Source organism: Algoriphagus marincola DSM 16067, from assembly GCF_000429405.1.
GTDB classification, from domain to species: domain Bacteria; phylum Bacteroidota; class Bacteroidia; order Cytophagales; family Cyclobacteriaceae; genus Algoriphagus; species Algoriphagus marincola.
Genome location: NZ_AUBU01000002.1, coordinates 165,298 through 192,239, shown reverse-complemented (window position 1 = coordinate 192,239; position 26,942 = coordinate 165,298). Strand labels below are relative to the sequence as shown.

General features: G+C 42.2%; 27 protein-coding genes. 10 read left to right on the top strand and 17 right to left on the bottom strand.

Going from position 1 to position 26,942, the window contains the following annotated elements; all coding sequences use genetic code 11:
* The first annotated feature begins 48 nt into the window (after positions 1-48).
* A complete protein-coding gene (gene pyrE, locus G457_RS0103955) occupies positions 49-690 on the top strand; it encodes an orotate phosphoribosyltransferase (protein WP_024284917.1) in 642 nt (213 codons plus the stop codon).
* Positions 691-698: 8 nt separating this feature from the next.
* Here pyrE and G457_RS0103950 read toward each other — a convergent pair whose 3' ends face one another.
* The 7 genes from G457_RS0103950 to G457_RS0103920 form a co-directional block, all read right to left on the bottom strand.
* Positions 699-1,895 carry a hypothetical protein gene (locus G457_RS0103950; protein ID WP_026945302.1) on the bottom strand — a complete coding sequence of 399 codons (1,197 nt, stop codon included), beginning with the start codon at positions 1,893-1,895 and terminating at the stop codon, positions 699-701.
* Positions 1,896-1,901: 6 nt separating this feature from the next.
* Positions 1,902-2,735: a type 1 glutamine amidotransferase gene (locus tag G457_RS21005; protein ID WP_035483101.1), complete on the bottom strand. Its 834-nt coding sequence runs from the start codon at positions 2,733-2,735 to the stop codon at positions 1,902-1,904.
* Between the two features lie 38 nt (positions 2,736-2,773).
* Positions 2,774-3,892, bottom strand: coding sequence for a carboxylate-amine ligase (locus G457_RS0103940; protein ID WP_035483099.1), 1,119 nt, complete (start codon positions 3,890-3,892; stop codon positions 2,774-2,776).
* Positions 3,893-3,909: 17 nt separating this feature from the next.
* Positions 3,910-4,866 carry an ATP-grasp domain-containing protein gene (locus G457_RS0103935; protein WP_026945300.1) on the bottom strand — a complete coding sequence of 319 codons (957 nt, stop codon included), beginning with the start codon at positions 4,864-4,866 and terminating at the stop codon, positions 3,910-3,912.
* 21 nt (positions 4,867-4,887) lie between these two features.
* Positions 4,888-5,601, bottom strand: a complete 714-nt coding sequence (locus tag G457_RS0103930; RefSeq protein WP_026945299.1) for an esterase family protein — start codon at positions 5,599-5,601, stop codon at positions 4,888-4,890.
* Positions 5,602-5,699: 98 nt separating this feature from the next.
* Positions 5,700-6,221, bottom strand: coding sequence for a hypothetical protein (locus tag G457_RS22165; RefSeq protein WP_026945298.1), 522 nt, complete (start codon positions 6,219-6,221; stop codon positions 5,700-5,702).
* A gap of 69 nt (positions 6,222-6,290) precedes the next feature.
* Positions 6,291-6,812, bottom strand: coding sequence for a gamma carbonic anhydrase family protein (locus G457_RS0103920; protein ID WP_051260695.1), 522 nt, complete (start codon positions 6,810-6,812; stop codon positions 6,291-6,293).
* Between the two features lie 113 nt (positions 6,813-6,925).
* Between G457_RS0103920 and G457_RS0103915 the strand changes: the two genes are divergently transcribed.
* Genes G457_RS0103915 through dinB form a run of 3 tightly spaced genes read left to right on the top strand, consistent with a single transcriptional unit; the run spans position 6,926 to position 10,030 of the window.
* The gene (locus tag G457_RS0103915; RefSeq protein WP_026945296.1) at positions 6,926-7,648 is read left to right on the top strand and encodes a YceI family protein; all 723 of its coding nucleotides are present in this window, start codon (positions 6,926-6,928) and stop codon (positions 7,646-7,648) included.
* 56 nt (positions 7,649-7,704) lie between these two features.
* On the top strand, positions 7,705-8,940 hold the full coding sequence (locus tag G457_RS0103910; RefSeq protein ID WP_051260694.1) for an anthranilate synthase component I family protein: 1,236 nt from the start codon (positions 7,705-7,707) through the stop codon (positions 8,938-8,940).
* On the top strand, positions 8,930-10,030 hold the full coding sequence (gene dinB / locus G457_RS0103905) for a DNA polymerase IV (protein WP_026945294.1): 1,101 nt from the start codon (positions 8,930-8,932) through the stop codon (positions 10,028-10,030). The genes G457_RS0103910 and dinB overlap by 11 nt, the downstream gene beginning before the upstream one ends.
* 11 nt (positions 10,031-10,041) lie before the next feature.
* On the opposite strand, the gene G457_RS0103900 is transcribed toward dinB, so the two are convergent.
* Positions 10,042-11,346: a pyridoxal phosphate-dependent aminotransferase gene (locus G457_RS0103900; RefSeq protein ID WP_026945293.1), complete on the bottom strand. Its 1,305-nt coding sequence runs from the start codon at positions 11,344-11,346 to the stop codon at positions 10,042-10,044.
* 210 nt (positions 11,347-11,556) lie between these two features.
* On the opposite strand from G457_RS0103900, the gene G457_RS20995 reads away from it, so the two are divergent.
* Entirely contained in the window at positions 11,557-12,864 is a 1,308-nt protein-coding gene (locus G457_RS20995; protein WP_211230219.1) for a metallophosphoesterase, read from the top strand.
* On the opposite strand, the gene G457_RS0103890 is transcribed toward G457_RS20995, so the two are convergent.
* The 3 genes from G457_RS0103890 to ettA all read right to left on the bottom strand — a co-directional run bounded on the left by G457_RS0103890 (position 12,795) and on the right by ettA (position 16,048).
* Positions 12,795-13,997, bottom strand: a complete 1,203-nt coding sequence (locus tag G457_RS0103890; protein WP_026945292.1) for a 6-bladed beta-propeller — start codon at positions 13,995-13,997, stop codon at positions 12,795-12,797. The genes G457_RS20995 and G457_RS0103890 overlap by 70 nt on opposite strands.
* A gap of 52 nt (positions 13,998-14,049) precedes the next feature.
* Positions 14,050-14,247, bottom strand: coding sequence for a hypothetical protein (locus G457_RS0103885; RefSeq protein ID WP_026945291.1), 198 nt, complete (start codon positions 14,245-14,247; stop codon positions 14,050-14,052).
* 121 nt (positions 14,248-14,368) lie between these two features.
* Positions 14,369-16,048, bottom strand: a complete 1,680-nt coding sequence (ettA, locus tag G457_RS0103880; RefSeq protein ID WP_026945290.1) for an energy-dependent translational throttle protein EttA — start codon at positions 16,046-16,048, stop codon at positions 14,369-14,371.
* Between the two features lie 130 nt (positions 16,049-16,178).
* Here ettA and G457_RS0103875 point away from each other — a divergent pair, with 130 nt between their 5' ends.
* A complete protein-coding gene (locus G457_RS0103875; RefSeq protein WP_026945289.1) occupies positions 16,179-17,426 on the top strand; it encodes a DUF349 domain-containing protein in 1,248 nt (415 codons plus the stop codon).
* 77 nt (positions 17,427-17,503) lie between these two features.
* Complete coding sequence (locus G457_RS0103870; RefSeq protein WP_024284896.1) at positions 17,504-17,725, top strand: DUF2795 domain-containing protein; 222 nt, start codon at positions 17,504-17,506, stop codon at positions 17,723-17,725.
* A 48-nt stretch (positions 17,726-17,773) separates the two neighbouring features.
* On the opposite strand, the gene G457_RS0103865 is transcribed toward G457_RS0103870, so the two are convergent.
* The 5 genes from G457_RS0103865 to queA all read right to left on the bottom strand — a co-directional run bounded on the left by G457_RS0103865 (position 17,774) and on the right by queA (position 22,376).
* Entirely contained in the window at positions 17,774-18,502 is a 729-nt protein-coding gene (locus G457_RS0103865) for a LytR/AlgR family response regulator transcription factor (RefSeq protein WP_026945288.1), read from the bottom strand.
* Positions 18,499-19,539, bottom strand: a complete 1,041-nt coding sequence (locus G457_RS0103860) for a sensor histidine kinase (protein WP_026945287.1) — start codon at positions 19,537-19,539, stop codon at positions 18,499-18,501. Before G457_RS0103860 ends, G457_RS0103865 begins: the two co-directional genes overlap by 4 nt.
* A gap of 28 nt (positions 19,540-19,567) precedes the next feature.
* Entirely contained in the window at positions 19,568-20,413 is an 846-nt protein-coding gene (locus tag G457_RS0103855; RefSeq protein WP_026945286.1) for a LiaF transmembrane domain-containing protein, read from the bottom strand.
* 127 nt (positions 20,414-20,540) lie between these two features.
* Entirely contained in the window at positions 20,541-21,224 is a 684-nt protein-coding gene (locus G457_RS0103850) for a 2-C-methyl-D-erythritol 4-phosphate cytidylyltransferase (protein ID WP_026945285.1), read from the bottom strand.
* A gap of 102 nt (positions 21,225-21,326) precedes the next feature.
* The gene (gene queA, locus G457_RS0103845; protein WP_026945284.1) at positions 21,327-22,376 is read right to left on the bottom strand and encodes a tRNA preQ1(34) S-adenosylmethionine ribosyltransferase-isomerase QueA; all 1,050 of its coding nucleotides are present in this window, start codon (positions 22,374-22,376) and stop codon (positions 21,327-21,329) included.
* Between the two features lie 119 nt (positions 22,377-22,495).
* Between queA and G457_RS0103840 the strand changes: the two genes are divergently transcribed.
* Positions 22,496-23,746, top strand: a complete 1,251-nt coding sequence (locus tag G457_RS0103840; protein WP_026945283.1) for an ABC transporter permease — start codon at positions 22,496-22,498, stop codon at positions 23,744-23,746.
* 361 nt (positions 23,747-24,107) lie between these two features.
* On the opposite strand, the gene recA is transcribed toward G457_RS0103840, so the two are convergent.
* Positions 24,108-25,136 carry a recombinase RecA gene (gene recA / locus G457_RS0103835; protein WP_026945282.1) on the bottom strand — a complete coding sequence of 343 codons (1,029 nt, stop codon included), beginning with the start codon at positions 25,134-25,136 and terminating at the stop codon, positions 24,108-24,110.
* A gap of 171 nt (positions 25,137-25,307) precedes the next feature.
* On the opposite strand from recA, the gene G457_RS0103825 reads away from it, so the two are divergent.
* A complete protein-coding gene (locus G457_RS0103825; RefSeq protein WP_026945281.1) occupies positions 25,308-26,096 on the top strand; it encodes a DUF3108 domain-containing protein in 789 nt (262 codons plus the stop codon).
* Between the two features lie 154 nt (positions 26,097-26,250).
* Complete coding sequence (locus G457_RS0103820; RefSeq protein ID WP_026945280.1) at positions 26,251-26,940, top strand: response regulator transcription factor; 690 nt, start codon at positions 26,251-26,253, stop codon at positions 26,938-26,940.
* Positions 26,941-26,942: the final 2 nt, after the last annotated feature.

Here is a 26,942-nt window from a genome sequence, read left to right as displayed (position 1 = left end):
TTTATACCAAGACAAACATTCCTTTCGGGTTTCCTGTATTTTTGGGCTATGGAAATTTTATCGAATGAACTAGCAGCTGAAGTAGCCGATCAATTATTGAAAATTAAAGCGATTCGTCTTCAGCCCGAACAGCCCTTTACATGGGCCTCAGGTTGGAAATCCCCAATCTATTGTGACAATCGGCTTTCCCTATCATTTCCGAAGGTCCGTAATCTGATTCGGGATGGTTTGACTCAATCCATACAGCATTTTTACCCTCAAGCCGAAGCGATAGCAGGTGTAGCCACTGCCGGTATTCCACAGGGGGCACTTTTAGCCAATGAGCTTGAAATCCCATTTCTCTATGTCCGATCCAAACCAAAAGGTCATGGAATGGAGAACATGATTGAAGGCCAAATTACCCCAGGTCAAAAAGTAGTGGTGGTAGAAGACCTTGTATCTACTGGAGGAAGTTCCTTGAAAGCTGTTCAGGACCTTCGCAATGCAGGATTTGAGGTCTTAGGAATGGTAGCCATATTTAGCTATGGATTTCCGGTAGCAGCTGAGAATTTCGAGAAAGCAGGAGTCAAATTAGTGACGCTATGCGATTATGAGCATCTTTTGCCAAGAGCGGTTGCAAAATCCTATATCGACGAAAAGGCACTTCAGTCACTTGGAACTTGGAGAAAAGACCCATCTGCTTGGGGATAAAGGGATGACTAGGCTTTTTTTGTAAAAAGGCCTATTGACCCTCCTACCCAGTCTTTGTCTTTATTGAATTTGACCCCTATCATTTCGCCTCGACTGAGTCGGACAAGATTTCCGGCAAGGGTAGGTTTTTCGTCAGCCTCAGGCCAGATTGCTAAGATTCGGACCTCCACCTTTACCAATCCATCCGGTGCCTGGATTACAGGCTTATAGCTCACTTTCTTTTGTAGCATATATAAGCCTTTGTCTTGGACTGCCTCAATATCAGCTTTAGTCACATTAAATATTACTCCTGCACCCGAGAAAGAAAATAAAGGCTTCAAAACGTAATTTTCAAGATCCTCTGGTATTTCCTGAAGCTCACTCAACAAAGTGGACTCAATAAAATAAGGTCCATGAAGGTGGGGAAGAATAAACTTTGAAATCCGCGTGTACCAATTGGGATGCCCGGCCCATTCTACCTCGAGCTCATCAGTAAAGCTGAACTCCATTTTCAAGTCTGGTCGAGCAAACAATTCATCAAACACTACCCGATTGTAGATTCGCTTTATCTGAACTTCTTGACCGTCTCGGTTTTTATAAAAAAGCTTTTTCCCTTTTTTAATCACCTTAGTTACACAGCAAGTGGCAATCCCAAGGTCTTTTTCACAGTAGGAAAAATCTATTTTCGTATTTTGATTTTCAGGTTCAATTTCCAACAAAACCACTTCCTCCGGAGCATATTGACCTAAAATTGTGCTTTTCAGCAAAGAAAGACAGCTATCTTCATCCAGTCCTGATAGATAGGGAGTAAAGCCTTCCAGCATCGGGTAGACTTTCTTCAGCTTTTGAAAAAGATTATGCTGAAAATTGAAAATTGAAGGAAATCCCTGTACCTCAATCAGCTTAGGAGTAAGCACTCCATCTTCCTCACATACCCCAAAGTCAATTGCCATAAACTGCGTATGAAGGTCCTCATTAGGAACCTCAATATTCAGATCAAGCGCCCTTTGGGTCAATTCTTTGAATTTTGGCTGCCTAATAAAAGTGACTAAGTCTTCGCAGGCCTGAAGTAACTTTTCCTTGAAATCATCAGGAATAAAGAAAGGCGTTTCTGCTACCCGAAAAGTAGGAGAATATCCAAAGTCATCTTGAATCGAGTCAAGAAGCTTTTGGTATTTTTGCGTCGAAAACTCAGCATTGAATTGCTTACGGTAAGATTCAATCATCGAGCATTAGATTAAAATTTTCTTTTTTCTGTAGGTATAGACAGCCTTTATGCCCCTTTCCAAAAAGTTAGGGATCAAAACCTGATTGGTCCTGACAATTTTATCTTCATCTACCAAGTGCTCGATCATATCTCTAAACTTGGCTTTACCTTTGACTGCGATGATTTTTTCTTTCACCTCCGGCTTTTTGAGGTGTTCCAAAAAAGAAATCGCATCTGCCTCCGGGTGGAATTGGGTTCCTACGATCTCATCGGAAAAGCGAATTCCCATCAAAGCCCGCTCGTACTCTACATGATTTCGAATCTTTTCTAAGGCGATGATTTTGGCACCCAACTGCTTGAATTTTCGTTTTTCAGGACGAATAACTTGATAATCTCTGCTATCTACTGCCCAAAAGGGATTGTCCAAATTATAAAACAGTGGGTCCAACAAGCCTTCCTCCGTTTTGTGGATGGTCATCACACCAAAGGAAGTGGATTTCCTTTTAGTGATATCTCCTAGCCCAAAGTGCTTACAGGCCATCTGAAACGAGTGACAGATCAGCAGTAAAAACTTCTTCTGATTATGGTTTTGGTTCCAAATCCACACCTGATCAAGAAAGTCGAAGTATTTCAATTCCCATTCACCATTTCCCTCCAGTGGACTACCTGGCCCACCAGTCGAAATAAACAAGTCAAAATCCTGAACGTCCGGAACCTCTGATTTTCCCCGAACGTCAAAAACCCGAAAAGAAATGTGTTTCTGAAAACGTCCAACTATCTCTTGAATACAACGCATGCCCTGATTGGGCTCACCGTCGTACATATCCAAAATAGCCAGATTGATTTTTGATTTTGCCACTACGATTGAATTTTACGGGTCAAAGGTACGGCAAATACTCAAATACCTTCGGTAAATTTACCAGTGATATAGTCTACGACTTTTGCTAAGTCTCCAGTCTCACGATAGACTGCCAATTGCTGATCAGCTCCTGTGCCCTTAGCTAGAATTTGATGAACGTATTCCACTTCTTCTCTGCTGCCCAACTCATCTACCACATCATCAATAAAATCCAATAGCTCAGCAATCAATTCGATGGTTGGGACTTCTGATTTCTTACCAAAATCGATCAATTTGCCTTCAATCCCATTTCTTGCTGCACGGAATTTATTTTCTCGAATCAATGCGATACGGTAAATATTAAAGCTCGTGTTGCTCATCAATAGCTTGTAAAGCTTGGCAACCACAGCTTGAATCAGCGCGACGATGCAGGTAGTCTCTTCTACCGTCAGACACATATCGCAGATTCGAAATTCGATGGTACTAAAAAAGGGATGCATCCGAAGATCCCACCAGATTTTCTTTGGGTTATCAATGCAATTAGTCTTAACCAAAATCTCCAGATAATTGTCATAAGACTGAACCGAATCAAAGTATTCGGGAAGTCCTGTCCGTGGGAATTTTGCAAAAATCTTTGCTCGGAAAGCCTTAAAACCTGTATCTCTTCCCTCCCAAAATGGGGAATTGGTCGTCAGGGCATAAATATGGGGGAGAAAGTAGCAGGCCTGATTCATCAGCTGCAAGGCAGTTTCTCTATTTTCGATGCCGACGTGAACATGAAGACCAAAAATCAAATTGGATCTGGCGATATCTTTCAGCTCGTCCACGATATGATGATAGCGGGGCTCATCGGTGATAGCCTGATCCTGCCACTTGGCAAAAGGGTGAGTACTCGATGCTCCTACGATTAAGCCTTGTTTTCCGGCTAGCTCAGCAATTTTATTCCGTAAAAAAGCCACTTCCTTTCTGGCCTCCTGTACGTTTTGACAAATATTGGTACCAACTTCTACCACGGACTGATGCATCTCCGCTTTTACTTGCTCTCGGAGCTGAATCTTTCCTCCCTCCACAATTTTGGACATGTGTGAGCGAAGGTCCCTTGTTTCGGGATCGATGATCTGGTACTCTTCTTCTACGCCGAGTGTAAACTTCGGTAGTTTTTTATTGGAGATACTCATAATCAAACAGTTAAATACTAAAAGCGCTTAGCCATTTCCACGGAGTTTTTGACAAAGGTCCCCCAAGTCAAATTCATCTTTCCTGGTTTTTGAGCTTTTGCGTAGCGAATCGCCATGTTGGCTGCCTCCTCTACTACCCATTCAAAATTTTCCTGACCTACCGAATTGATGTCGGCATCAGGTGCTGGATTACCAAAGTCTATGGCGTAAGGAATTCCATCCCTCACAGCGAATTCTACAGTATTGAAATCATAGCCTAATCCTTTACATAGATCAATCGTATATTTTTTGACCTTAGCTAAAAGCTTTTTCGAGGATGGTGCCCTGTCCACAACATAGCGAAGATGGTGCGGGTTTCGGGGTTCATATTCCATAATGCGAACCTCCTTTCCGCCAAGGCAATAGACACGAAAGTACTCGTCAAATACAATTTCTTCTTGTAGCAACATCACTAGTTGACCGGTTTCGGGATGCTTCTGAAAAAACTCTTCTTTATTCTCAAGTCTATATACATTTTTCCAACCTCCTCCTGCATAAGGCTTCATGTAAGCAGGAAAGCCTATGTATTCAAACATGCCATCCCAATCGAGAGGACCTGCTAGATTTCGAAAGGACTTAGAAGTAGTATCCGTGGGGTGCTCTGCCGAGGGCAATAATACCGTTTTTGGTAGTGGAACACCCAATTGGTCTGCTAGGGCATTATTGAAAAACTTGTCATCTGCGCTCCACCAAAAAGGATTGTTGATTACGGCTGTACCTGTCAGGGCTGCATTTTTCAAAAAGGCACGATAAAAAGGGACATCCTGAGATATTCGATCAATAATCACCGCATAATCGGAAAGCTCATTTTGGATCACCTTGTCAATTTTCACTGCCTCGGCAATAATCCCCTTCTCTGCTTTTTGATTCACTCGATCGATAAAAGCCTGAGGAAAAGTATCTTCCATCCCGAAAAGTATTCCTATCTTCTTCATATTCTTATTGGATAAAATGGTTTAATCAAACTTAATTCTACTTAAATAGTGTGGAAACATCTCTTTCCAGACATCCCAATCATGGACTCTATCCTGCCTCACATCCAGCCAATGGGGGACACCTTTTTTATTGAGACAGTCGTCTAATTTCAGATTTGCATCAAAACAGATATCCCAATTAGAAGTACCCAGTACAATATCCATCTTCCACAGCTCATCATCATTTAATCCCGGAAGATATTCTAAGGGGCTGTTATAGTAAATATCATCATGGTTATATCCATCCATGAAATTTCTAATATCAAAGGCACCTGACATGCTAAACATGTGGCTTACATATCCTGGATGCCGGAAGGCAAAGTTGGCAGCATGATAGCCCCCAAAACTACATCCTGCCACCACCACTTTTGCTACCGCGGTGTTCAATCGAATACGCTCCACGATCTCATGGCAAATCATTTTATCATAAGCCACATGATTTTGGATGCGTTGATGGGGATGAATGTTTCTGTTGTAAAAGCTGTCAGCATCATTACTTTCCGGACAAAAAACCTGAATCAAGCCCTGCTCAATATACCATTGGGCAGAACCGATCAAACCCATATCTCGATTTTCATGAAAGGACCCTTTCGAGGTAGGAAAAACTACCACCGGATAGCCTGCATGTCCAAAAGTCAACATCTGAACCTCTCGATTGAGATGGGGAGAATACCATTTGAAATATTCCTCTTTCATAAAATTTCCTAAAAAGATTAATGGTCGTAAGTTTTGAAAAACTATTCAAAATATCTTGAAAAGCAAAGGATATTCTTCTTTACTCAAAAATTAAAAAATCAAAGCCTAGACCTAGAAGAAGATTGAGGAAAATATTTCTTAGAAAAGACTAATCGGAAAATACCGAACAGTACTATCCCAAGCATAATAGCCACGGCAATCCATTTTAAGGTCGTAGCAACGGAGGCTGTTAGGGTAAGTACCTTAGAAGGCTCTGGAAAAATCTTCAATAGTCGTAATACCAATAGGTTTTCAATAAAATCAAAGGAAGCTACCAAAAAAGGTAGGAAGACAACTCGCTTCATCCCCATCAGCCTGTGTAGTAATCCTGAGAAAAAGACACTGTATACAATCAAATACGGTAAATCAAGAAACCATATCCCCTTCCGATAAAGGTCCCTTGTATCCATATCCATTGCCGAGAGGGATTGCCATGCTTCCGAAAATGTGTAGGCAAATTTCAAATCCAGCGCATATTCCTTAGGCATAAAAAAGGAAAGCGATAAATTAAAGGCAATCATCATCAAGAAAAAGGCGATTAATGATCCCTTTTGAGATAAACTTCTAAAAGTTGATTCCATAAAAAAGCTTTAAAAGAATCCGAATTTACTCAATATCAATTAGTTAAAAAATTCTAAGTGGATTTTTTATCAGCCTTTTTGAAACCATTTAGAATACATTGGGTAATTTCTAGCTGTTCGTTCGATGACTTCTTTCATCTCAGGACCTATTTCTTTGACTTTTTTGGCTGGCATACCTGCATAAATGGAATTTGCCTCTACCACCGTATTTGCCAAGACCACAGCACCCGCGGCAATCACTGCTCCAGAGTGCACAACAGCTCCATCCATAATGATCGCCCCCATTCCTACCAAGACCCGATCATGGATCGTACAGCCATGCACTACCGCATTATGAGCGATAGATACCTGATCGCCTATGTAGGTTCCGGCTTTTTGGTAGGTACAATGGATGACTACCCCATCTTGAATATTTGTTTGATTGCCTATCCGGATCTCATGCACATCTCCTCGTACCACGGCATTGAACCAAACCGTACATTCATCTCCCATGATGACATCACCGACCACAGTGGCATTTGGCGCTAGCCAGCATGACTCTCCGAAAATTGGCTTTTTGCCGTTTAGCTCCATTATTAAGGGTTCCTGCATTGAGTTTTTGATTTTTGAACAAATTCAAAAAAAAATCTGAGAACCAGAACTTTTTGTTTTAATTTTGGTTTTCCGTGTATATACATCAAATTTGAAACTAAACACAAACCATTATGAAGTTATTTAAACAAACAGGCCTATTTCTTTCGGCTGCCCTTTTGACATTCGCATGCGGCGCACCAAGTGAAACTGTAGAAACATCTGAAGCTAAAGAAGTAGCAGAAGCTACTGGACAAACTCTAAACCTAGACATGGATGCGACTACCATCTCTTGGAGAGGATACAAGCCGGCTGGTCAACACTTCGGAAAAATCCCCGCTACCGAAGGTTCTTTGGTAGTGACTGGTGATGAAATTACAGGTGGAAAATTCACATTTGACATCACAGGTTTGAAAATCGAAGACCTAGAGGAAGGTTCTGAGAACTACGGCAAACTTTGGGGTCACTTGCAGTCTCCTGATTTCTTCGACGCTGCCAACCATCCAACTGCAACTTTTGAAATTACAGGAATCGAGCCTTTCGCTGCTGGTGATGTAATTGCAGATATGGAGCAATTCGAGACAGACAATACGCCAATGGCTGCATCTGAGCTTTCTCCTGAAACTCCTACTCATTGGATCAGCGGAAACTTGACTATGAGAGGTACTTCAAAAAACATCAAGTTCCCAGCTGCAGTTGCGATGGAAAATGGTGTAGTTACTGCAAAAGCAGGCTTCAACATTGATCGTACTGAGTGGGGTCTATCTTACGGAGACGAAGCTAATGCAGTTGACAAAGCAAAAGATCAGTTTATCTACAATACTGTATCTTTGATGCTTGACGTAAAAGCAAACTAATTACAATCAACCAATTTAAATCAAGGGAATTCTTCGGAATTCCCTTTTTTTGTATTGTGAACTCACACACCTATCCATTTTCAGAAGAAAAAGATCTCCCTCATTTACTTCGCTGGATTGATCAAAACTACAGCCACTATCTTTTTACTCATGGGAATAGTCACTCCTACCCCAAAGGCCCATTTCCCAATCAAATTCTAACCGGAAACCAAGCAATCAATTCAATCGAAGAGCTTGAAAAAAGATATTCGAAAGAAGCTCTGGCCGGTATTTTTTCTTATGATTTTAAAAATCAAATCGAGAAACTATCGAGTAAAAACCCGAGTTTTTTTGAGCTACCTGACTTTCTGTTTTTCCAGCCCGAACTCCAGCTATCCTGGAATAATTCGGAGATCAGTTCTAGCCAGCCATTACCACCAGAAATTTTCAATCTAGTTTGCCCAAAACCAAAAACGACATCAATTAACATTCATTCTCAGACAAGCAAAGAGGAATATCTGAAAAATTTTCGAATGATTCAGGATGAAATCCGTGAGGGCAATACCTATGAAATGAACTATTGCATAGCGTACCAAGCGGATTTTGAAGACATGGACCCAGTCTATACCTTTCTCAGGTTGAATAAAAAGTCTCCGATGCCATTTGCGGCACTTTTTAAAGCTGGGGAAAAATACATTCTATCTGCCTCACCAGAACGTTTCCTGAAAAAAACAGGGAATCAACTCATCGCCCAGCCGATCAAAGGAACTGCCAAAAGGGGACAAAATGAAGCAGAAGACCTCAAAAACAAAAAGCAGCTCCATGCAAGTGAGAAGGAACGTGCGGAGAACCTCATGATCACAGACCTCATGCGCAATGACCTATCCAAAGTCTCGGAAATAGGATCGGTTGAGGTTCCAGAGCTCTTTGGACTCTACTCTTTTCCCAGAGTACATCAGATGATCAGTACTGTATCAGCTACCCTCAAACCAAATGCGACCTTTAGACAAATCATTGAGGCCACTTTTCCCATGGGAAGTATGACAGGCGCCCCCAAAATCAAAACCATGGAGCTCATTGAACAATTCGAAAACTTCAAAAGAGGCTGGTTTTCAGGAGCCTTGGGATTCATAAACGAAAGTGGAGATTTTGACTTTTCGGTAATAATCAGGAGCATCATCTTAGATCAATCGAGCAAAAAACTCTATTTTGCTGTAGGCAGTGCCATCACCATCGATGCCGAAGCTGAGCAAGAGTATGATGAATGTCTGCTAAAAGCAAATGCCATCCTGGAGGTCCTGAGTGGAAAATAAAGAAAGTAATCCTGGCCAAATCATCCGAAAAATAATCCATGTCGACATGGATGCATTCTATGCCTCGGTGGAGCAACTGGACCATCCTGAATGGCGTGGAAAGCCTCTGGTAGTTGGAGGGAATGCGGCGAGAGGTGTGGTGGCAGCTGCTAGCTATGAAGCGAGAAAATATGGAATTCACTCAGCTATGTCCTCCGTTTTGGCAGCTAGGAAATGTCCGCATCTTATCTTTGCACCTCATCGATTTGACCGCTATCGGGAGCTCTCACGGCAGATCAGGGAAATATTCTTTGAATACACTGACTTGGTTGAGCCCCTTTCTTTGGATGAAGCATTTTTGGATGTGACGGAAAATAAAATGGGGCTCAAATCCGCCATTTTAATCGCCAGGCAGATACGGCAAAAAATCAAAGAAAAAACAGGCTTGAATGCCTCAGCCGGGGTCAGCTACAATAAGTTTTTGGCAAAAATCGCTTCCGATCTAAATAAGCCCAATGGACAAGCAGTGATTTTGCCTGAAGAAGCCGAAGAATTTTTAGAAAAGCTACCGATCAAAAAATTCTTTGGAATAGGAAAGGTCACAGCCGAAAAAATGGAAAAGCTAGGAATATTCAACGGCAAAGATCTCAAGGAATTTTCCCTCCAATTCCTCACCAAGAAATTTGGCAAGTCCGGCCTTCACTACTACAATATCGTGCGAGGAATTCACCTGTCAGAGGTTCAGCCTCACCGAGTTCGAAAGAGTCTCAGTGCAGAAAATACCTTCGAAAAGGACCTCATCAGCCTCGAGGAAATGGAAATGGAATTGAAATCAATTTTCGAAGAGGTAATCAAGCGAAGCCAAAAAGGAGGAATCAAAGGCCGAACGGTTACGATCAAACTTAAATACGCTGACTTTACCCAACAGACTCGAAGCAAAACTTTGGAACAATATCCCGAACCGGCTCAAATCTGGGAAGTGGGTATAGAGCTGTTAAGGCAGGAAGAAATCCCCAAAGCCATCAGGCTCTTGGGGCTTGGCCTTTCCAACCTCAATATCACTGAAGAACAGGTGCATTTTGGAGAGCAACTGAAAATCCCTTTCGAATAAAGCTGGACTTTTCAGCTATTCAAATAGAATTCAATGGCCTTCCCGAGTCGAGTAAAGGTATCCTTAAAAACTTCCTCATTCTCCTCCAGCAGCGTTACTCGAAATCCTCGCAAATCAGAACAAAACGAGGAAATCGGAACGACACAAATCCGCTCAGCAGCTAGTAAATAATAGACAAATCGCTTATCCAATGGCATATTGGGTTCAGTGAGCCAAGAATCCAGTAAATCTTTCAATTTCTGGTCTTCGATCGGCAGAAACTGATTTTCAGAAAGTCTTCCTTCCTCAAAAACAATGGTATTGTAAAAAGCCCCTTGGGTTGGGTTAAACTTAATCCCATTGATATCACCCAAAATCTCTCGCATCCAGTCACTGCGTTTTCCAATTTGCGCATTCGCTCTCTCTCGATAAGAGAAATAGGCAGGATGACTCATAATCCTTGGAATGGATAGCTGCGGTAAAATGGTCGAGCAAACCTCGATCATCTTGGCATTTTCCAATGTCTGGCAGAGCTTGGAGAACTCCTCAGAAGCTTCCCGATTGTAAAATTCCATCCAGCCACAGCGTGCTCCAGGCCATGGGAATTCCTTGGAAATCCCTTTCAATGAAATGGCAGGACGGCTTCCGATTACTTCAGCAAGGGCAACTGCTTTGATGCCATTGTAGGTAATATTCTGATAGATCTCATCAGCGATTAGCAGAAGCTTAAATTCCTCTGCTATTCTCACAAAGCCTTCCAAAATCTCTTTGGGATACACCATCCCGGTTGGATTGTCGGGGTTGATAATCAGAATCCCGACAATGGACGGATTGTATTTGACTTTCAGGTACAGGTCCTCCATGTCCGGAAGCCACTGATTATCCGGATCGAGTTTGTAGGTAATTGGAGCCGCATTGGCATGAGCAGCCTCTGCAGAGCTGTGGGTAGAGTATGCAGGAGAAGGACCGATGATCCGGGCTGTTGGTACCAAAAATTGATACAATTTGGCGATTGCATCTCCTAGCCCATTGAAGAATAAAACATCTTCTGCTGAAATTTGAGCGCCTCCTTTTTCATTATTGAGATCAGCAAGAAATCTCCTCGTTTCCAGCACCCCTTTGGAGTCGGCATATCCGTAGGTTTGATCTTCCTTAAGCAGCTCAGAAATAATGGATTTCATCCAGTCTGGAATCTGATTATTCTTCTGGATTGGATCCCCGATATTCTCCCAGGTCATCCCATAGCCCAAGGCCTCGATTTGCCTTGCTTTCTTGACAATTCCACGAATTTCATAGGAGAGTTCTTCGGCTCCTGGTCTGAGGAGTAGCTGTCTCATAGTGTAAGAGGCTGGTTGGTGAAAAATTCCTCACAAAGAAAAGGAAAAGTAAGGTGAATTTTTAAATGCCAGACAAAAAGGAAAGTCCATAAGCTCACGAAACTTCTTTCAGCCTAAGAGGTTTACCCAAAGGATTCCCCAACTTGATTAAATCCTTTCCGTTTAGCTATTTTATTGCCCGATTCCCTTCCTTTAAAATTCTATTTCTAAGTGGTTTTTATCCGTATTCTATTCTTCCTGCTCTTTCTAGGACTTATTGATTGGTATTCTTACCAAGCTTTCAAAACACTCTTTCCAAACCAAAACTGGGTCAAAATCGGTTTTTGGGTGTTTTCAATTGGGATTTACCTATTCGCCATCTTCGTTTTCCTGACTTTTGACCGAATCAATGTTGGTTTGAATTTCGGAAGGCTGATCTCACTTCTGGTGCTTTCTATCCTCCCTAAGCTGATTATTCTGGTTTTTCTTTTCGGTGAAGATATCACACGTATTGCTAGAGGTGTTTTTCAGTCGATCAGTGGAACTAACAATAGGGATTTCTTGCCAGAGCGACGGAAATTTATCAGCCAAACCGCCCTGCTACTTTCTGCCATTCCTTTTTTGGGAACCCTGCATGGGGTACTGATTGGAAAATACCGCTACCGGGTGATGAAGCATACCCTGGAATTTGATGACCTACCGGAGGAATTTGATGGATTTACTATCACCCAAATTTCGGATATTCACTCTGGAAGCTTCGACAACAAGGAGAAACTCGAATACGGAGTGGACCTGATCAATCAGCAGGAGTCCGATATGATTCTATTTACGGGTGACTTGGTGAATAATCATGCAGGAGAAATGGAGCCCTGGATCGAGACTTTCAAAAAGCTAAAGGCTCCGATGGGCAAGTATTCCATTTTGGGTAATCATGACTATGGGGACTATGTGGCTTGGCCTAGCAGAGAAGCCAAGGCACAGAATCTTCAGCGCCTTTGTCAAATCCAGGAAGAATTGGGCTTCAAACTTCTTCGAAACGAAAGTGTAAAAATTCAAAAAGGAAATTCCAGCATAGACCTAATCGGCGTGGAAAACTGGGGAAAAGGCTTTGCTCAATACGGGGATCTAAACAAAGCTACCGCCAATCTGGAAGAAAAAAGTTTTAAGATTCTGATGAGTCACGATCCCTCCCACTTTGATGAGGTAGTCAAAAAATTCTCCCAACTGATCCATCTCACCCTGAGTGGGCATACCCACGGGATGCAGTTTGGAATTGAGATTCCTGGATTTATCAGATGGAGTCCCGCTTCCCTTCGCTATCCGAAATGGGCCGGGCTCTACGAAGAATTGGGTCGCTACCTCCACGTCAATCGGGGTTTTGGGTTTTTGGCCTTTCCGGGAAGAGTGGGAATTTGGCCTGAGATTACTGTGCTGGAGTTGAGGAGGAAAAAGGAATACATTAATAAGACCTATGGAAAATCTAACTCTACCCTTTCTTTGAATCGAAAAAAGAGTAAAACTGGATTATCATCACTCTGAATATTTAAAGCTCGCAACCTCTCTAGGTAAAAATTATCTTTTGTTTCAACCTCCTCTAACATATCTAATAACATAGGGGCATCTATCACAAATAGATGATATCCTAGTTGAGAACTGAGTTCTACACTAATTCCAATCGAATTGATACCCGGAATAATAGTCAAATCATTCTCAATATTTTTAATTGGGTAAGCTATTTTTGACTTTTTATCCCAAATAGCCATTTTAGAGTAAATTCCTTCACCAAAGCCTAAAAACATAAAGTCAGAATGGACTTGTAAATTATTTGAAAAATAAACCAAATTAAACTCCTTGGCCATGTTGAGCTTACCTAGTTCGGAACCAGTATTGATTCTTGAATAATCAACCTCCCGTTCTGAAAAGCGAACACGATAAATATCTTTGAGCTGATCATTATCAAAATCCAAGAAATATGGATTTTCTGTATCAGAAAAATAAAAACCTTCTTTTTTCCATTTTGGAAAGATAAGATGATCCTTACCCATCCCATATTTGGATTGATCTTGAGAAAGAAACTTTTCATTTAAATCAATTTGTTTTAAAACCTTTAAGGACGAATCAAGAATAATAATCTGATTACTTTGGTACGAACTATTCTCCCGAGTTAGGTGATACTTACTATTGAACCACTTGAAATCTGTCAATGGACCTAGTGTATCTAATTTCAAATCGCGCCCTTTTTTCTCAAAAATGTTTTGAAAAACCAGTTTATTGGTAGCATTACTATAGATAATTATCTCATCATCAGATAGGAGCTGCACATCTCTCTGAAATTTATACTCTCCCGGCCCTTCACCTTCAGTTCCGATCAGCCTTAATAGATTCCCTTTCCAATCAAATTGAAAGATTCTCTGAGTGATTTTCCTATCTGTTATAATTATTTTTTCTTGATCAAAATACACCTCACTTACCTCCCCGATCAACTCCCTATCATCCAAAGGAACTATAAAACAGGTATCAAAAAATTGACTGGCATCGAAGGTGATCGGTTGGTCAAGGTCAATCAAAATCTCTTTTTCTTCTGTATCAAATCGATACTCCTGCTCGGAGTTACAGGAAAACAATCCAATGACAATCAAAAAAAGAAAAGAATATCTAAATATAGACTTCATAATTAGTCAGAAAATATCAATAGACTGTCAGTCATTTTTTTTTAAAATCAACCTAGTCTTTACCTTTTTTCAATCCTGCTTTCAGCATCATTCCCTGAGAAAAAACCAGAAACACCATAGCAATTGCCGTGAAATTAGGAACCTTATTCCGTCCATCCATCCAAAAACCAGATTGCCAAAGAGATAGACCACCAATCAATAAGGCAATCAAGATCATGGAAAGATGGAAATAGAGTCGACGTTTGCTCATTCTGAAAAACTAATTTTAGAGTAATAACTCAAAATCTTGATAGAAAAACAAAGCCTCTCGAAGATTTCTCCTCGAGAGGCATTATTTCAGCTTTCTGATTTTAGCCTTCTGACTTCAAAGCTTACTTCAGATTCTTATACCGAATTCGCTTCGGCGTCACATCACCCAGCCGCTTTTTCTTGTTTTCCTCATAGTCGGTGAAATTACCTTCAAACCAATATACCTGAGAATCACCTTCAAAAGCCAAAATATGCGTACAGATACGATCCAGGAACCAACGGTCGTGGGAAATGATCACCGCACAGCCACCGAAGTTTTCCAATGCTTCTTCCAAAGCTCGTAGCGTGTTTACATCCAAGTCGTTGGTCGGTTCGTCCAAAAGCAGCAAGTTTCCGCCTTCCTTGAGCATCATTGCGAGGTGAACCCGGTTACGCTCACCGCCTGAGAGTACTCCAACTTTCTTTTCCTGATCTGCTCCGGCAAAGTTGAACTTGGACACATAGGCACGGGAATTAACTTCCTTGTTGCCTAGTTTCATATGCTCATTCCCATCCGAAATAATCTGATACACCGTCTTATTCGGATCCAAAGAATCATGCTCTTGATCTACATAGGAAAGCTGTACGGTCTCTCCCACTTCAAAATTACCTGAATCAGGCTTTTCCTGCCCGGTGATCAGTTTAAACAAAGTAGTTTTACCAGCACCATTTGGACCGATGATTCCGACGATCCCACCTTGTGGCAAAGCAAAACTTAAGTTTTCAAACAATAACTTATCACCGTAAGCCTTCGAAACATTATTTGCCTCGATGACTTTGGCTCCCAATCTCGGCCCAGGAGGGATGAAAAGCTCCAACTTCGCTTCTTTCTCTTTTGCTTCTTCTCCGACCAACTTATCATAAGCATTTAGACGGGCCTTGCCTTTAGACTGTCGGGCTTTGGGCGACATACGAATCCATTCCAATTCCCGCTCCAAGGTCTTCTGACGCTTGGATTCGGTTTTTTCTTCTTGCTTTAGTCGGTTTTGCTTTTGCTCCAGCCAAGAGGAATAATTCCCTTTCCACGGAATACCTTCTCCTCGATCCAGTTCCAAAATCCAGCCGGCTACGTTATCCAGGAAGTATCGGTCGTGGGTCACTGCGATGACCGTACCCTTATAGTTTTGCAAATGCTGCTCCAGCCAGTGGACAGACTCTGCATCCAAATGGTTGGTAGGTTCATCCAAGAGGAGTACGTCCGGCTCCATAAGTAGAAGACGGCAAAGAGCAACCCTTCGCTTTTCTCCTCCAGAAAGATTTGCTACGTTGGCCTCTGCAGGAGGAAGTCTCAAGGCATCCATAGCCTTGTCCAGCATGACATCCAGTTCCCAAGCATTGGCTGCGTCCAGTTTTTCCTGAACTTCTCCCTGACGCTCGATCAGCTTATTCATCGCATCCGGATCTTCCATCAAGGCCGGATCCATGAATTTTTCGTTGATCTCTTCAAATTCTTTGAGCAGATTGACCGTGTCAGCTACGGCCTCCTCTACTACTTCTTTGACTGTTTTGGTCGGATCGAGCTTAGGCTCTTGCTCCAGCATTCCTACAGAGTATCCTGGGGAAAATACCACTTCGCCGAGGTAATCCTTGTCAATGCCTGCAATGATCCGGAGCAAGGAAGACTTTCCCGAACCGTTCAAACCTAGGACGCCGATTTTGGCACCATAGAAAAATGAGAGATAGATATCTTTGAGTACTTTTTTCTGCGGGGGATACACTTTTGAGACCCCTGCCATCGAAAAGATGATTTTTTCTGCGCTCATGCGTTGAATTTTTCCTGAAAATTTGCGTTAAATAGCAAAGATGCAAAAAAAGGCCATTCTTAGGATAAGTGCTTTTGAATTAATTAATTTGCGGAAAATTGAAAACAACCACCTAACCTACTGTAGTGCAATGGAGCATCCGTATGGATATATCAAAGACAACAAGGTCTTTCTGAAGGGATTTTTGGGAAAACCTGATCGGGAAATTGGAGAGGTGAAAGAAGATGAACCTTCGACCATTGCCTATTTTGAGGATAGATTTGCTCAGATTCAGGAGAAAGTAGAGAAGCTCAAAAAGGATATTGAAGAAAACCAAAACAAGGGTTCTTTCCTCATGAAGCTGATTCACCTGCGTGATTCGCTCTATGAATCCGATGCCTTGGGTGATTTCGTGCCGATGATCGAAGAGCTTAACGGCCTAGAAGAATACCTCAATGAAATCATCCAAGCCAATCGTGCCAAAAACTTAGAGATCAAAAAGGGTTTGATCCAAGAGGCAGAAGCCCTCAAGGATGATACAGACTGGAAAGAAACAGCACAGGCATTTAAGGATCTAAAGATGCGTTGGATCAAAACCGGTCCGGTAGAAAAAGAATTAGAGGAGGAGATTGAAAATCAATTCCAAGAAGCGGTTCAGCATTTCTTCGAAAACCGTAGACATTTCTTTGAAGGAATGGCTCTGCAAGCCGAAGAAAACATCAAGGTCTATGAGTCACTGGTGGTACAGGCCCGAGAGGCCCATGACTTGCCAGATGCGAAGATGGCCTTTGAGATCAGTAAGAAAATCCAAAAAGAATGGAAATCTGCTGGGAAAGTTCCTGCCGAAAAGCGTCAGCCTCTTTGGGATGAATTTTCCAAACTGAACAACCGAATCTTCTCCAAATACAAGCGCACCCTGAATCCAGGTCCTCAGATGCATCCCCGCGAGGTGATGAAAAAGGTGGAAACGCTAACAGAAGAAATCAAGAAACTGGCCGGAAAGGACACTTCACCTGAGTTGATCGCAAGAGCGAAGGAAATTCAGCAAGAATGGAGAAAGCTTCCTCCTAGGAAACCAAAAGACGCGAATTTACTAGCACGGTCCTTTCAATTCTTCTCAGACATTGTTTTTGAGAAAGCATTCTTGGACAAACTTGTGCATGGAAAATATGCTGATTTTGATCAAAAATCAGAAATGGAACAAAATCAGATCAAAACTGCTTTACTGAGAGATCTTCTTCATCGAGATCAGACAGAATATGAGACTGCTCAAAATAATTCGGACAATTTTCAGGTCAGGAGCAGCGATTTTGAAATCATGATGAAGAAAAAGTTATTTGGACTGAAGCGGAAAGTAGACGTAAAAAATTATGTTTTGAAGCAACTTTCTCAGAAATAATCAGTACAAGCTTACATATTTAAAAAAATAGATAATTTTGCAGCCTTTAAAATCCGGAACACTCTAAAACGAATACTATGTACTGGACACTCGAACTAGCCTCCTACTTGGAAGATGCTCCATGGCCAGCGACCAAGGACGAATTGATTGATTATGCAATTCGCTCCGGCGCACCGATGGAAGTGGTAGAAAATCTCCAAGAACTGGAAGATGATGGAGAACCTTATGAGACCATCGAAGAAATTTGGCCGGATTATCCGACCAAAGACGATTTCTTCTTTAATGAAGATGAATATTAATGCCAAAGCCTCGGATTTTTTCGGGGCTTTTTCTTTCTACCTGGGATTTTAAATTCCCAAGACCTGCCTCAGTCGGGAGTACCCGGTCTTACTTACAGGTAGCTTTTTCCCATTTCTCAAAAAGACTAAATAGCTATCCTTTTCATAGGGCTCTATCCGCGTGACTTCATTGAGATTCAAAATATAGGACCGATGAATCCGCGCAAAACGATCGTGCGAAAGCGCTTCTTCCAAGGACTTCATGGTCATCTTTTTTAGAAAAGCCCCTGATTCGGTCACAATATTCACATAGTCATCTGCCGCTTCGAAGTAGCTTACCTGATCAACAGGGATAATTTTGATTTCATTTTTCACCCGTACCACGAGCCGCTGACTCTTTTCGGCAAGTGATGAAATAGCCGAATTTTGCCCACCTTCCTCCACTTCATATCGCTCCAGAAAACGGTTTAATGCTTGCTGGAATCGTGATTTAGAGAAGGGCTTAAGCAAATAATCGATCGCCTTGGCATCAAAAGCAGCCAGCGCGTATTCATCAAAAGCCGTGGTAAATATCACAGCGGGAGGCTCATCCAAGAGCTCTAGCATCTCAAATCCCGTTATCTTTGGCATCTGAACATCCAGAAAAATCAAGTCAGGCTGATGCTTTTGAATGGCCTTCAATCCTTCAAACCCATCCTGACATATTTCCAAAATTTCGAAACGACTATCTGATCTCAGAAATTCTTCGACTATACCCGCAGCTAGGGGTTCATCATCGATAATGAGGGTTTTGATCATTTTGGCTGGGGGATTTTCAAAGTGACAGTAAATATATTTTCTTCTGAAAGGGTGCTGAGCAGATCATTTCTACCAAAAAGTAAATAAAGCCTACGCTTCACAGAACTCAGTCCAAAGCCCAATCCTTTTTGTTGGGGAACTTCAGAGTCATATGGGTTCTGCAAATGAACCAAAAGATAAGGAGACTCGACACTAGCCTGAACTCGGATTTGAACCTCTCCCCTTACTCCGTACAACCCGTGTTTGATTGCATTCTCAAGAAGTGGTTGGATCAAAAGTTGGGGAATTTGTAGTTCACGGGAATCATCCGAAATATCAAATTCAACTTTCAGTCTATGTCCAAAACGTACCTTTTCGATTTGAAAATACATCTCCAAGTACTCCAACTCCTCCGACAAAGTAGTCCAGGACTTCAGATCCTTTCGGATAGTTCCTCGCAGAAAATCTGACAGCAACAATACCATTTCTCTGGCTTTTTCAGGCTGACTGACTACCAAAGCACTGATGGAATTGAGACTGTTAAACAAAAAATGAGGTTGCAATTGCTGCCTTAATTGACTCAGTTCGGCTTCCTTGCTGAGCTCCAGCATATGCAATTCGCGATCCTGACTTTGCTCCTGCTCCTCCAATCGGGAGACAAGCATGGCTATCAGGCTAATCATCACTCCAGCCAATGCCAAAATAGCCCATCTCAAATAGAGGTTTTGCTTTAAAAAGTCCACATAATCAGGATAATCGACAAATAGCCAAGCCATAGTCAGCTTATGGATAAATATCAAAAGGAATGAAAGTGCAAGAGGCAAAGCCAAAAGAATTAGAATCTTCCCGCTTTTAGGATTGTAAAAAGTGAAAATACGATCCAAGACCGTCACCATTCCAACAAATACAAGCGAAAAAATCACACTGTCCACTCCAGCAATCAGATCCTCAACACCATAATAGCTCAGGACCAAAAAAGAACCAAGGAGCCAGGCTAATCCTGCTCCTTGGATAATCCAATAGTATGTTCTGGTAGATCGAAAAGCTCTAGCAAGCATTTATTGCTGATTTTTTCTTCAAAATCAATTAAAAGGATCTGATTTCCAAACCACCGAAGAAACAAGTACCACGTAGAACCAATACTTTCTCCGGATCTACTTCTGTCTGACTATACATTCGCTTATCTTCTACACCTGCAGCGATATTGGTGATCTCGACTCGGACATCCCAATGAGGTGGCACCAGAATCTTAGTCCCTCCGAAGATCACATCTATCTGTAAATAAACAGTTCCTGAAAAATCCGCCTGCGTCAGATCCAGATCTATTCCTCCAAATGCTGCAGTCAGTTTACCACCTTCAAATTTCTTGGAAAGAACCCGCTTGTTGACTCCTGAGAAAATTGCATCGATATTGACACGATCATTGTAAGAAATCCCAGAAATACCCTGAAAATTTTTCTTGGCTCCATCAGAGGTATTTGACTTCGACTCATCTGAACCGGCTTGAGCCTCTGCACTGCTGGAATCACTGGAGTCCAAAGGACTTGACTGGAATTGCTTATTCCGCATTTGCTCCTGGACATTTTCCATGATTCGTTTTTCCTTTTGCTTCTGCGTGATCAGGTAGATCCCCAATGCTATCAAGCCTAGCGGAAGCAGGTAATTTTCAAGTCCGAAATCAAAATAGAATTCCCGCTCTAGCAGAAAATACACCCCTAAAAAGAGCATGATAAATCCAAAAAAGGATTTGAATTGATGCTTAATCGATACCACAAGGCCAATTACAATGAGAATCATGGGCCAACTTAGTAACCATGAGGGATAGAAAATCCCGATCTTTCGAAGTAAAAGTAAAACGCCAAGGCCGAGAATAATGAACCCGAATATCAGGCCTCCGTCATTGTTGGATTTTGGTTTAGAATAGTTTGCCATCGCTTTGTTTGTTTAAAATTGATGATCAAAACTATCTCAGCTACCGCCAATTCAAGAATACTATTCGACTAGGCTGTTGAAAAATCGGTGAATGCGCCAAAAAAGTCGGTAAAAACTCCGGAGTTTTTTACCGACCGTTTCTCCTTTCGGCCAAATACGCTGCGTAATCCATATCTTCCGGCGTGGTGATCTTGATATTTTCCGGGTTTCCAGAGATAAGTGTCACTTCCCAGCCCTGATGCTCATAGACACTAGCATCATCGGTAAATTGTGGCAATTCCGTGACTTGGAAAGCCTTTCTGATCCGCTTCAAATCAAAAGTTTGTGGAGTTTGTACCAAGCGGAAATATTGACGCTCTTGATAAAAGTTTTTCCCATCGTCAGTAAGCTTTCGAATGGAATCTTTCAAGGCAATCACAGCTACCGCGCTTCCTGTTTCGGCTGCCTTATCAAAACTTTCTTGGATGACCGACTCATTCACAAAAGGTCGCACACCATCGTGGATAGCCACTAAACCTTCCTCAAAAGAGATTGCGGATATACCGTTTTTAACAGACTGAAATCTGGAATTACCGCCCGCTACTAGCTGATGGGGTATCTGGAACTGAAACTTATCGCAGAGCTCTTTCCAATAAGCAAAATCGTCTTTGGGAATCACCAAAATCAATTCAGTCGCTGAATCCACTTGATGAAAAACTGATAAGGTATGCATCAGAATTGGCAACCCTGCTATCGGAAGATATTGCTTGGAGATCGGCGCACCCATGCGCGTCCCACGACCTCCGGCTACTAGTACAGCCGCTTTTTGCATTTTGTTTTTTTGCAAATCTAAAGTTTCAAAATTTACTTCAGGTCAATTCCTGATTAAGTCCCTGTAAAAATAAAAAAAGCTCCTTTTGGGAGCTTTTAGTATTTAGAGAATCAGCATCGCATCTCCGTAGGAGAAGAACCGATACTTTTCTTTGATTGCTTCTTTGTATGCTTTCATGATCAAATCATAGCCTCCGAATGCCGCTGCAGTCATCAATAAAGTAGACTCAGGCAAATGGAAATTCGTAATCATCGCATTGGCGATCTTAAACTCGTAAGGTGGAATGATAAACTTGTCAGTCCATCCGCTGGAAGCTTTCAGATGATTGCTGGCGGTCACAGAAGATTCCACCGTCTTGAGAACGGTCGTACCTACCGCTACCACTCGCTTTTTGTGATCTAGGGCTTCGTTGACAAGCTTGACGGTTTTCTCAGGAATATCATAATTCTCTGAATCCATCTTATGCTTCGTCAAGTCTTCCACATCTACTTGTCTGAAAGTACCAAGACCCACATGAAGCGTAATTGGCGTTACTTCGATACCTTTCAGCTCCAATCGCTTCAAAAGATGCGGCGTAAAGTGAAGCCCTGCTGTAGGCGCAGCTACTGCTCCGACGTTCTTCGCAAAAACAGTCTGGTAACGGTCGCGATCTTCTGGCTCTACCTTTCTGTCGATGATTTCTTTCAATAATGGAGTCTCACCCAAGGTGTCGATAGCCTTATAGAACTCCTCGGGAGTGCCATCAAAAAGGAATCTGATCGTACGACCCCGGGAGGTGGTGTTGTCAATGACTTCAGCGACTAAGTCAGAATCGCCGAAGTAAAGTTTGTTTCCTACACGGATTTTTCTCGCAGGATCCACGAGCACATCCCACAGTCGGAGCTCAGGATTAAGTTCACGAAGAAGAAAAACTTCGATCTCAGCTCCTGTCTTCTCTTTGTTGCCGTATAATCTTGCCGGGAATACTTTGGTGTCGTTGGTGACAAAAACATCACCTTCGTCAAAATAATCCAGAATATCTTTAAAAGATCGATGCTCAAATTCCCCGGTTTTACGGTGAACGACCATCAAGCGTGATTCATCCCGATTGGGCGTTGGATACAAAGCAACAAGCTTTTTGGGGACGTCAAATTTGAAATCTGATAATTTCATAGAGAAGTTTTAGATGAATGGGATTCTTTAGAGTTTTTTCACTCTAAAAAGTGCAAAGATAAGAATATAATGTGCAAAATCCGCTAACTTTAGAGATTGATTTCACCAACTATAATGCCATGTTATTTTTGAGACTTTCTTGGGAAAGCTTCCGGTTCGCTATCAACGCACTAAAATCTAACCTTACCCGTACCACCCTTTCTCTATTGGGTGTGACCGTAGGTATCTTCGCGATCATCGCAGTATTCACACTGGTCGACTCCCTTGAAAACAATATCAAATCATCCTTTTCCTTTCTAGGAACCAACGTAATTCGTGTTGACAAATTCCCCTTCCAGTCTGGCCCTCCCGGAAATTTCCCCTGGTGGAAATATTTCAGAAGACCGAATAGCACTGTAGAGGAATATGAGTTTCTAAAAAGCAGATTGACCACCGCTGAGGGTATCACCATCGCAGCATCTGCTAGCACCACTGTCGCAGCAGGAAGTAATGCTTTCCAAGGTGTACAATTGACCGGAGCCTTCGAAGACTACTCAGACGTCTACGATGTACCCATCGAGGAGGGGCGTTTTTTCAACGGAAATGAAATTAAAGCTGCCCGAAACCTGGCAGTGATCGGAAAAACTATCGCCACGACCCTATTCCCTAATGAACCTGCACTCGGCAAAGAATTCAAAATGCGTGGACTCAAGTTTGTCGTAGTAGGTGTTTTGGAAGAAGAAGGTAGCGGACTATTTGACCTTCCATCCAAAGACGAGGCCTGCATCATTCCTTACCCAACTTTCACCAAGCTTTTCAATACCGGGAAAAATGGTATCAATCCTACCATTGCCGCCAAGGGAAAAGAAGAAGATGTAGGTTTGGTCAATATTGAAAATGAAATGATTGGTCTCCTGAGAGCAAAAAGAGCCTTGAAGCCAACCGAAGACGACACCTTTTCTCTAAACAAAACCGAGTTCCTCCAAAATGCCATTGGGTCTGTATTTGATGTAATTTCCGGTGCAGGCTGGGTGATCGGAGGATTTTCGATCCTTGTTGGAGGTTTTGGTATCGCCAATATCATGTTCGTATCGGTACGTGAGCGTACCAACATCATCGGAATTCAAAAGTCACTGGGAGCTAAGAATTACTTTATCCTTTTCCAGTTCCTTTTTGAAGCGGTCTGCTTAAGTCTAATCGGAGGAGGGGTTGGAATTATCCTGGTATACTTCCTCAGCTTTGTGCAGTTGGGAAGTTTGGACCTGGTCCTCTCCCCTGCCAATATCATCTTAGGTTTGGGTGTCTCATCGATCATCGGAGTGGTATCCGGAATCGTGCCTGCCACTTTAGCCGCCCGACTAGATCCTGTTGAGGCGATTCGAACGGCATAAAAATAATTGCTATCAAAAAAGGGAAGCTTTCAACGGCTTCCCTTTTTTTGTTTTGATTGTCTCGTCCTGAAATAAGTTGACACAAACACGACTTATTATGAAAAAAGAGGAATTGCCTTTACTTCATGAGACTGCCACGCTTCGCTACCGATGACGAATAACATTGTGCAAATTAAGTTCATGTCAGTCCGAGCGGAGTCGAGGATCCTTCGATTTCGAGACTCTCGTCTCTTAGGTGCTCAGGGTGACTAAAACAGCTGCTTAATTTTAACTTCCGTCATCTGGTTTTGTGTATTATCCTAAATGTTAAGCCTCGCAGTGACGTCACCTCTGATAAAACCATTGTTTTTCCCTAAAAACCCTATTCTTCCATATCCCCCGCCGGATCAACTGGAATCAGACCTGAAGCAGCTTTGATTTTGGTTTCTAGCTCTTCCATCAATTCAGGATTGTCTAGAATTAGGTTCTTCACCGCATCTCGACCTTGACCTAGTTTTTCACCATTATAAGAGAACCATGAGCCTGCTTTCTTGATGATATCAAACTCAACCCCCAAGTCAATGATCTCCCCGACTTTGGAAATCCCCTGTCCGTACATGATATCAAACTCCACCACTTTGAAAGGTGGTGCCACCTTATTCTTGACCACTTTGACACGGGTACGGTTACCAGTGACATTATCAGCACTTTCTTTGATCTGACCAATACGACGGATATCCAGACGTACGGAAGCATAGAATTTCAAGGCATTACCACCCGTAGTAGTCTCTGGATTTCCAAACATCACCCCGATCTTCTCACGGAGCTGATTGATAAAAATACAAGAACAACCCGTCTTATTGATTGCACCGGTGAGCTTACGCAATGCCTGAGACATCAAGCGAGCCTGAAGACCCATTTTGCTATCTCCCATTTCACCTTCCAATTCACCTTTTGGCACCAAAGCAGCTACGGAGTCAATCACGATGATGTCAATTGCTCCAGAACGAATCAGATGCTCAGCAATCTCTAGAGCTTGCTCACCATTGTCAGGCTGTGAGATCAAGAGGTTTTCGATATCGATGCCCAGTTTCTCGGCATAGGTCTTATCAAAGGCATGCTCCGCATCAATAAATGCCGCAAGCCCACCCGCTTTCTGTGCTTCGGCAATGCAATGCATTGTCAAAGTCGTCTTACCGGAAGATTCCGGACCATAAATCTCAATCACACGACCACGGGGAATACCTCCAACTCCCAGAGCCAGGTCTAGACCAAGCGAACCGGTAGAAATAGCAGGGATATCCGCTACATGATTGTCACTAAGCTTCATGACAGTGCCCTTTCCATAGGCCTTCTCCAGTTTATCGATGGTCAGTTGTAGTGCTTTTAATTTTTCTGCGTTATTACTCATGTGGATATTGATATAGATATTTCAAATAAAGTTAAAACTTGCTAAGCCATGGCCAAAATCATCCGACGACTTGCTTTCGATAGGCAAATTCGTATTTTTCGTCACTATTCGGCATGCTTTTTCGTACCAAGCATAAAAATACCAGCTTTTTGTCAGGGATTGTCATAAAAGATGAACGTAATTACTAAAATAACATCACTTCTTCTCGCTTTGGCTCTTTTTCAGCCTTCTCTATGGGCTCAGGAAAAAAACTTTCCCTTCACCTACGGAGAGGAGTTGAACTTCGAAGTAAGCTATGGCTGGTTTAATCTGGCTGATGCCAAAATGGTGATTGCCAAAAATCCTGAGAAAATCGAGGACAAGGAGCATTTTAAGATTGACGTCTACGGAAAAACCAAAGGAGCCGCTACCATTTTTGGAAGAGTGAATGACAACTGGGGCACGATTTGGGACAAAGAAACCAAGCTTCCCTCAAGATCTTATCGACATATCGAAGAAGGCAGATACCGAAAGCATGAACAGGTATATTTTGACCATCAGGAAAAAAAAGCCGTGATGGAACTCTACGATCGGGAAAATAAAAACCTGGAGAAGGTTCAGGAATTTGTTCTGCCCGGCAGCGTGCAGGATATCGTCAGTGGATTCTATTACCTCCGGACCCTAGACCTATCTAAAATGAACAAGGGACAGAGCGTAAACATCAAAGGTTTCTTTGACAAAGAAATATATAACATAAAATTAATCTACGAGGGTCAGGAGAAAATCAAAACCGACCTGGGCGAGGTAGATACCTACATTTTTTCACCACAAATCCCCAAGAACAAACTTTTCCGTGGTGAATACCCTGTGACTGTATGGGTGACTCAGGATCAAAACAAAATTCCCGTAAAAATTAAGGCCAACCTCTTCTTGGGATCCCTGAATTTGGACCTGAAATCAGCCAAAGGACTTCGTTATTAACAGTCACAAATTCTTAACCCTGTCTTAACATTTCGGTCAAGGAAAGTCGCTGGGATTGATGTAAATTGGATAATTGCTGAACTAGGCCTCAAAAACTTGCTGCCTATCCTCAAATATTCTTTAATTTTATCCAAAATCAACTCCAAGAAACCCAATGGGCGACAAGAAGAAAATCAAAGTCCTGGTCGTAGATGACGAGCCGGACATTGTTGAGATTCTAAAGTACAACTTGCAGAAAGAAGGTTACGACGTCGAGACTGCCGAAGACGGAATCAAGGCGGTGAAAAAAGCCTCCAAATTTCATCCCGATGTCATACTACTCGATATCATGATGCCCAATCAGGACGGGGTAGAAACATGCCTGCAAATTCGGCAAATCCCTGAGTTGAAAAATACCTTCATCATCTTTTTGACAGCTCGAATGGAAGAGTATTCCGAAGTAGCTGCCTTTGATGTGGGTGCTGATGATTACATTACCAAGCCTATCAAACCGCGGGCATTGATGAGTAGGATATCTGCACTATTCCGGAGAGAATCCAAAAAAGAGCAGGAGCAGTCCCAAATCAAAATTCGAGATCTAGTAATCGATCGAGGCAGCTATACCATCGAAAAATCAGGCAAAACCATCACCCTTCCCAAGAAGGAATTCGAACTGTTGTTTTTCCTTGCCAAAAACCCTAATATGGTATTCAGTAGAGATGAGCTTCTTCAGAATATTTGGGGTGCTGACGTATTTGTACTGGCCCGCACCGTGGACGTACATATCCGAAAGGTTCGCGAAAAAATCGGAGACGACTACATCACTACTGTGAAAGGTGTAGGATACAAGTTCGATTTAGGATAATT

Excerpts from the sequence above, each read along its gene's own strand:
- pyrE (WP_024284917.1), top strand. The coding sequence starts at position 49 with ATGGAAATTTTATCGAATGAACTAGCAGCTGAAGTAGCCGATCAATTA.
- G457_RS0103950 (WP_026945302.1), bottom strand. The coding sequence starts at position 1,895 with ATGATTGAATCTTACCGTAAGCAATTCAATGCTGAGTTTTCGACGCAA.
- G457_RS0103940 (WP_035483099.1), bottom strand. The coding sequence starts at position 3,892 with ATGAGTATCTCCAATAAAAAACTACCGAAGTTTACACTCGGCGTAGAA.
- G457_RS0103935 (WP_026945300.1), bottom strand. The coding sequence starts at position 4,866 with ATGAAGAAGATAGGAATACTTTTCGGGATGGAAGATACTTTTCCTCAG.
- G457_RS0103930 (WP_026945299.1), bottom strand. The coding sequence starts at position 5,601 with ATGAAAGAGGAATATTTCAAATGGTATTCTCCCCATCTCAATCGAGAG.
- G457_RS22165 (WP_026945298.1), bottom strand. The coding sequence starts at position 6,221 with ATGGAATCAACTTTTAGAAGTTTATCTCAAAAGGGATCATTAATCGCC.
- G457_RS0103920 (WP_051260695.1), bottom strand. The coding sequence starts at position 6,812 with ATGCAGGAACCCTTAATAATGGAGCTAAACGGCAAAAAGCCAATTTTC.
- G457_RS0103915 (WP_026945296.1), top strand. The coding sequence starts at position 6,926 with ATGAAGTTATTTAAACAAACAGGCCTATTTCTTTCGGCTGCCCTTTTG.
- G457_RS0103900 (WP_026945293.1), bottom strand. The coding sequence starts at position 11,346 with ATGAGACAGCTACTCCTCAGACCAGGAGCCGAAGAACTCTCCTATGAA.
- G457_RS0103890 (WP_026945292.1), bottom strand. The coding sequence starts at position 13,997 with ATGAAGTCTATATTTAGATATTCTTTTCTTTTTTTGATTGTCATTGGA.
- G457_RS0103885 (WP_026945291.1), bottom strand. The coding sequence starts at position 14,247 with ATGAGCAAACGTCGACTCTATTTCCATCTTTCCATGATCTTGATTGCC.
- ettA (WP_026945290.1), bottom strand. The coding sequence starts at position 16,048 with ATGAGCGCAGAAAAAATCATCTTTTCGATGGCAGGGGTCTCAAAAGTG.
- G457_RS0103875 (WP_026945289.1), top strand. The coding sequence starts at position 16,179 with ATGGAGCATCCGTATGGATATATCAAAGACAACAAGGTCTTTCTGAAG.
- G457_RS0103870 (WP_024284896.1), top strand. The coding sequence starts at position 17,504 with ATGTACTGGACACTCGAACTAGCCTCCTACTTGGAAGATGCTCCATGG.
- G457_RS0103865 (WP_026945288.1), bottom strand. The coding sequence starts at position 18,502 with ATGATCAAAACCCTCATTATCGATGATGAACCCCTAGCTGCGGGTATA.
- G457_RS0103860 (WP_026945287.1), bottom strand. The coding sequence starts at position 19,539 with ATGCTTGCTAGAGCTTTTCGATCTACCAGAACATACTATTGGATTATC.
- G457_RS0103855 (WP_026945286.1), bottom strand. The coding sequence starts at position 20,413 with ATGGCAAACTATTCTAAACCAAAATCCAACAATGACGGAGGCCTGATA.
- G457_RS0103850 (WP_026945285.1), bottom strand. The coding sequence starts at position 21,224 with ATGCAAAAAGCGGCTGTACTAGTAGCCGGAGGTCGTGGGACGCGCATG.
- queA (WP_026945284.1), bottom strand. The coding sequence starts at position 22,376 with ATGAAATTATCAGATTTCAAATTTGACGTCCCCAAAAAGCTTGTTGCT.
- G457_RS0103840 (WP_026945283.1), top strand. The coding sequence starts at position 22,496 with ATGTTATTTTTGAGACTTTCTTGGGAAAGCTTCCGGTTCGCTATCAAC.
- recA (WP_026945282.1), bottom strand. The coding sequence starts at position 25,136 with ATGAGTAATAACGCAGAAAAATTAAAAGCACTACAACTGACCATCGAT.
- G457_RS0103825 (WP_026945281.1), top strand. The coding sequence starts at position 25,308 with ATGAACGTAATTACTAAAATAACATCACTTCTTCTCGCTTTGGCTCTT.
- G457_RS0103820 (WP_026945280.1), top strand. The coding sequence starts at position 26,251 with ATGGGCGACAAGAAGAAAATCAAAGTCCTGGTCGTAGATGACGAGCCG.